At 66.9% G+C, this 5,560-nt stretch carries 6 protein-coding genes; all 6 read left to right on the top strand.

Annotated elements, in window-relative coordinates; all coding sequences use genetic code 11:
* Window positions 1-284 precede the first annotated feature (284 nt).
* Entirely contained in the window at window positions 285-1,013 is a 729-nt protein-coding gene (locus AB3X43_RS16480; protein WP_369430951.1) for a GntR family transcriptional regulator, read from the top strand.
* 16 nt (window positions 1,014-1,029) lie between these two features.
* Window positions 1,030-2,238, top strand: coding sequence for a D-mannonate dehydratase ManD (gene manD, locus AB3X43_RS16475; RefSeq protein ID WP_369430950.1), 1,209 nt, complete (start codon window positions 1,030-1,032; stop codon window positions 2,236-2,238).
* A 39-nt stretch (window positions 2,239-2,277) separates the two neighbouring features.
* A complete protein-coding gene (locus AB3X43_RS16470) occupies window positions 2,278-3,324 on the top strand; it encodes a Zn-dependent oxidoreductase (RefSeq protein WP_369430949.1) in 1,047 nt (348 codons plus the stop codon).
* Entirely contained in the window at window positions 3,317-4,273 is a 957-nt protein-coding gene (locus tag AB3X43_RS16465) for a sugar kinase (protein ID WP_369430948.1), read from the top strand. The genes AB3X43_RS16470 and AB3X43_RS16465 overlap by 8 nt, the downstream gene beginning before the upstream one ends.
* 73 nt (window positions 4,274-4,346) lie before the next feature.
* Window positions 4,347-4,538 carry a hypothetical protein gene (locus AB3X43_RS16460; RefSeq protein WP_369430947.1) on the top strand — a complete coding sequence of 64 codons (192 nt, stop codon included), beginning with the start codon at window positions 4,347-4,349 and terminating at the stop codon, window positions 4,536-4,538.
* Window positions 4,539-4,562: 24 nt separating this feature from the next.
* A partial coding sequence (locus AB3X43_RS16455; RefSeq protein ID WP_369430946.1) for a SulP family inorganic anion transporter occupies window positions 4,563-5,560 on the top strand: 998 nt, incomplete at its 3' end.

The following is a 5,560-nucleotide window of genomic DNA, read 5'->3' as shown; positions in this document are numbered from 1 at the left end:
CACCGCTTCGGTGTAGAGCGCTTGGTGGGCCCGGTGGAAGGCGCCCAGGCCCAGGTGCACGATGCCGCTGCGCAGGGCGCTGCGATCGTAGCGGGGGAGCTGCACATCGGCCGAAAGGCGGGCGTTGTTGGAAGAGGTCAGAAGATTCAAGGTGGACTCGCTAACTACCATGGTGCCATGGCAGATTGCACAGTCTATGGAAGACATTGCGCCAGATATCTCAGTATAAACCCGGGTATTGCAGCCATTCTTTGAACAAACTACCATGGTAGAAAGTGAAATCCATGTCCAAAACTCCTCCTGCCACCGATGCCATGCTGCTGACCGCTCTGCGCGGCCTGAGCCTGGATCCGGAGCATTCCTACACCCAGCAGGTCTACCAGCGCCTGCGTGATGCCATCGTGCGCGGCACGCTGCCGCCTCGGTTCAGCCTGTCGGAGGCGACCATCGCTGCCACGCTGGAAGTCAGCCGCACCCCGGTGCGCGAAGCGCTGGTGCAGCTGGCCGACGAGCAGTTGGTGCAGATCCAGCGCAAGGTCGGCACGCTGGTCGCACCGATCTCCATGACGTTGCTCGATGAAGGCCGCTTCGCCCGCAGCACGCTGGAATGCGCCAGCCATGTGCAGCTGGCGCAGACCATCACGCCCGGGCAGCTCGACGAGTTCGCCGGCATCGTCGACCAGCAGCGCAGTGCGGTCGCGCAGGGCGAAGTGGGCGAGTTCTTCCGGCTCGACGAGCTGATGCACCGCCGGCTCTTCGAGTTCGCCGGCCGTCCTCACGTGTGGGAGATGCTGCAGCCGATGAAGCGCCAGTTCGACCGCGTGCGCTGGCTGCTGCTGGACGGCGTCGCCGACCACGCCCAGCTGGCCCTGGCCGAGCACGAGCAGATCCTTGCCCTGATGGCGGCCCGCGATGTCGGCCGCCTGGGCGCCGCCGTGGCCGGCCACATCGACCGTGTGGGTCGCCACCTCCCGCAGGTGCGTCAGCGTGCGCCTGACCACTTCGTCGACTGAACCAAGAGACCGCCCCTTGAAGATCGAACGCCTCGAAACCCTCGTCACCTGCCCTGGTCGCAACTTCGTCACGGTGAAGATCACCACCGACGAGGGCATCTACGGTCTCGGCGACGCCACGCTGAACGGCCGCGAGCTGTCCGTGCGCAGCTACCTGGAAGACCACGTCTTTCCTTGCCTGATCGGCCGGGATCCGCGCAATCTGGAGGACATCTGGCAGTACCTGTACCGCGGCGCCTACTGGCGGCGCGGGCCGGTGACGATGACGGCCATCGCCGGCATCGACATGGCGCTGTGGGACATCCTGGGCAAGCTCGCCGGCATGCCGGTCTACCGCCTGCTGGGCGGCAAGAGCCGCGAGGGCGTGATGGTCTACGGCCACGCCAACGGCCGCGACCACGCCGAGGCGATCGAAGCGGTGCAGCAGCACATCGAGGAAGGCTACAAGGCCATCCGCGTGCAGTCCGGCGTGCCGGGCATGGACAAGGTCTACGGCGTCGGCAAGGCCAAGGGCCACTACGAGCCGGCGCAGAAAGGCCTGCCGCCCGAGGAGACCTGGGACACCGCGCTCTACCTGCGCCACACGCCCGAGCTGTTCCGCAAGGTGCGCGAGGCGGTCGGCTTCGACCCGCACCTGCTGCATGACGCGCACCACCGCCTCACGCCCATCGAGGCCGCCCGGCTGTGCAAGGACCTGGAGCCTTACCGCATGTTCTGGGTCGAGGACGCCACGCCGGCCGACAACCAGGAGAGCTTCCGCCTGATCCGCCAGCACAGCACCACGCCGCTGGCGGTGGGCGAGGTCTTCAACTCGATCTGGGACTGCAAGGACCTGATCAAGGAACAGCTGATCGACTACATCCGCTCGACCATCGTGCACGCTGGCGGCATCACCCACCTGCGCCGCATCGCCGACTTTGCGGCGATGTACCAGGTGCGCACCGGCTTCCATGGTGCGACCGACCTGTCGCCGGTCTGCATGGCCGCAGCGGTCAACTTCGGCCTCTGGGTGCCCAACTTCGGCGTGCAGGAGCTGATGCCGCACAGCGAGCTGACCAACGCGGTCTTCCCGCACAACTACCGCTTTGAGGACGGCTACCTGGTGATGGACGAAGTGCCCGGCCTGGGCGTCGACATCGACGAGGTGCTGGCCGCCAAATACCCGTATGAACGCGCCTACCTGCCCGTGGCCCGCCTGCGCGATGGCGCGATGTGGAACTGGTGAATTCCGGCGTCCTGGCCTTCTTGCTGAAAGACTGATCCCATGCTGAGCATCGTCGTCGACGAACCCCATAGCCTCGCCGTGCGCGAGATGCCCTTGCCCGAACCCGCGGTCGGTGAAGTGCGCGTGCGCGTGCGTTTTGCAGGCATCTGCGGCTCGGACCTGCACATCTTCCATGGCCAGAACCCCTTCGTCTCCTACCCCCGCGTGATCGGCCACGAGTTTTTCGGCCGCATCGATGCCGTGGGCGAGGGTGTGGACGCAGCCCGCATCGGCGAGCGTGTCACGGTGGATCCGGTCATCAGCTGCGGGACCTGTCATGCCTGCCGCATCGGCCGGCGCAATGTCTGCAGCAACCTGAACGTGCTGGGCGTGCACCGCCAGGGTGGCTTCAGCCAGTACGTCTGCGCGCCGGCCGGCAATGCCTACCGCATTCCCGACAACGTCAGCGCCACTTGCGCCTCGATCATCGAGCCCTTCGCGGTGGCCGCCAACGTCACAGCACGCACGGGGGTGCTGAAGGAGGACATCGCCCTGATCTACGGCGCCGGTCCGGTGGGCCTGAATCTGCTGCAGGTGCTCAAGAAGGTGTACGGCGTCAAGACCTACATCACCGATCGCCTTGACGAACGCCTCGCGCTGGCACGCACGTGCGGTGCCGATGAGGACGAGATCATCAACACCACCGACATCACGCTGGCCGATGCGCTCAAGGCGCGCGGCGTCGTCGGCGGCCCGACGTTGATCTACGACGCGGTATGCCACCCCAGCATCCTGGAGGAAGCCGTGCGCATCGCTGCCCCGGCGGCCCGGATCGGCATCCTTGGTTTCTCGGCCACGCCATCGGCCATTCCGCAGCAGGAGCTGACCAAGAAGGAGCTGTCGCTGCACGCCTCGCGCCTGAACTGCGCGATGTTCCCGACCGTGATCGACTGGATCAGCCGCGGCCTGGTGCAACCGGAGCACATCATCACGCACCAGATCGATTTCCGGAACGTCAAGGAAGCGTTCGATCTGGCCGAGCGCAACCCCCGCTACAGCTGCAAGGTGCTGCTCGACTTCGGCTTCGACGAGACAGCCGATGACTGACCACGCCGAACTGGATGTCGTCACGGTCGGTGAGGCGATGGCCTTGCTGATCGCGCAACAGCATGGCGCGCTCGACACCGTGCAGTCCTTCGCCCGGGCCACCGCTGGCGCCGAGCTGAACGTGGCGGTCGGCCTGGCCCGCCTGGGCCTGCGGGTGGCCTACGTCAGCCAGCTGGGGGACGACAGCTTTGGCCGTCACCTGCGTGCCTTCATGGCACGCGAGGGCATCGACACCGAGCACGTCGGGAACGACACGCACCACCCCACCGGGTTCATGCTCAAGTCGCTGGCCACCGATGGGGAAGATCCAGCCATCGAGTACTACCGCCGTGGTTCCGCTGCCAGCCACCTGGGCCCGCAGCACGCTCCGTTCGCCGCCTGCTCCCGCGCACGCCATCTCCACCTGACCGGCATCAGCCCCGGCGTCTCCGACAGCTTGCGGGAACTGGTCTTTCTGATGGCCCGGACCGCGCGGCAGGACGGTCGCACCGTGTCGTTCGATCCGAATCTTCGCCCTCGCCTGTGGCCGAGCGAGGCGACGATGCGCGACACCCTGAACGCCTTGGCCGCGGAGTCCGACTGGGTGATGCCCGGACTGACCGAGGGGCGCCTGCTGACCGGCTGTGACAGCCCGGAAGGCATCGCCGACTTCTACCTCGCACGGGGTGCGCAGGTGGTCGTCGTCAAGCTTGGGCCTGTCGGCGCCTATTACGCCGACGGCGAGGGCCATCGCGGGACGGTGGCTGGTGTGCCGGTGCCGTGCGTGGTGGACACCGTCGGCGCTGGTGACGGGTTTGCGGTCGGCGTGGTCAGTGCCTTGCTGGAGGGCCTGCCCCTGGCGGAGGCCGTCCTGCGTGGCAACCGCATTGGCGCGCGCGTCGTGCAGTTTCCCGGAGACTGCGATGGCCTCCCGACCCGCCAGGAACTGCTGGCCGAGCGCGGGCTTTGAAACATCAGGTCGGTGTGGCCTGCTTGGAGCAGGGGCGCCGTGCTGTTCGGCCGCCCGCCACTACACTGGCTCGATGAGCCCCGCCGCCCCCGCACTGCCCCGCCGCAAGCTGCCCATCGGCTTGCAGAACCTGCGTGAAATCCGCCCGGTGCGAGCGCATCGACATGGTGGTGCTGGCGGCCGGGGAGAGCCGATCCACCTGACCGGCGTGGAGTTCGGCAAGACCGATCGCAACATCGTTGGCTTCGAGGTCGAAACACGGTGAGCGACCAGCGGTCCCTGGTCCGGAGTGAACCTGAACGTGCGTGAGTTGCCTGCCGATTTGCTGGCGAGCGGCGCCCATGCCCATGCGACTGGGCCTGCCTCGCGGTGGCATGACCTTGGTGCAGGTTTGTGCGTGGCGGGACTGCTGCTGCCTGAAGCCGTGGCCTACGCTGGCCTGGCGCGTCTGCCGGTTGTGCACGCGCTCACGGCGATGATGGTGGGCTTGGGCTTCTATGCCCTCTTCGGTGGGAGTCGCTTCGCCATCGTGTCGCCCACATCCTCGACGGCCACGTTGTCGGCGGCTGCAGTGCTGTCCATGTCCGGCACCGCGGCGGCGGTCAACCCGATGGCCTATACCCAGGCCCTGCTTGCCCTGGTGCTCTTGTCCGGCGGCTTGTTGATGGTGCTGGGGTTGGCACGGCAAGGGCAACTGTCGGCATTCGTGTCGCGCCCCGTGCTGCGAGGTTTTGCGTTTGCACTGGCCATCACCATCGTGATCAAGCAGTTGCCCGATGCGCTGGGCCTGCCGTTGCCGCACGGAGCTGGCGCTGATCCGCTGCACGTGCTGCTCTTTTCAGCGACGCATGTGTCGGGATGGCACCGGCCCAGCCTGGCGGTTGCCCTGGCTGCGGCCGTCGTCATCGCGGGATTGTGTCATTGGCCCCGGGTGCCTGCGTCGCTGGTGGTGATCGTGGTGGCGATCATCGCAGCGTCCAGGTACGGCCTGAAGGCGCTCGGCGTGGAAGAGGTCGGGACGGTGGAGCGGCCGTTCCTGCACCTGATGCTGCCGGACCTGCCACTCAAGGACTGGCTGCAACTGGGCGAGCTGGCGTTCGGCCTGGTGGTGCTGGTGTTCGCCGAGTCGTGGGGCAGCATGCGCATCACGGCGCTGGCCCATGGAGACTCATTGGATGCGAACCACGAGCTGATGGTGCTGGGCGCCTGCAACATCGCAGCCGGGTTGCTGCAGGGCATGCCGGTTGGCGCGGGCTTCTCTGCGACCACCGCCAACGCCGGAGCGGG

It is taken from the genome of Sphaerotilus sp., from assembly GCF_041083715.1.
Classification (GTDB): Bacteria; Pseudomonadota; Gammaproteobacteria; order Burkholderiales; family Burkholderiaceae_C; genus Sphaerotilus.
This window is presented reverse-complemented; position numbering and strand designations above follow the sequence as displayed.

Excerpts from the sequence above, each read along its gene's own strand:
- AB3X43_RS16480 (WP_369430951.1), top strand. The coding sequence starts at position 285 with ATGTCCAAAACTCCTCCTGCCACCGATGCCATGCTGCTGACCGCTCTG.
- AB3X43_RS16470 (WP_369430949.1), top strand. The coding sequence starts at position 2,278 with ATGCTGAGCATCGTCGTCGACGAACCCCATAGCCTCGCCGTGCGCGAG.
- AB3X43_RS16465 (WP_369430948.1), top strand. The coding sequence starts at position 3,317 with ATGACTGACCACGCCGAACTGGATGTCGTCACGGTCGGTGAGGCGATG.
- AB3X43_RS16460 (WP_369430947.1), top strand. The coding sequence starts at position 4,347 with ATGAGCCCCGCCGCCCCCGCACTGCCCCGCCGCAAGCTGCCCATCGGC.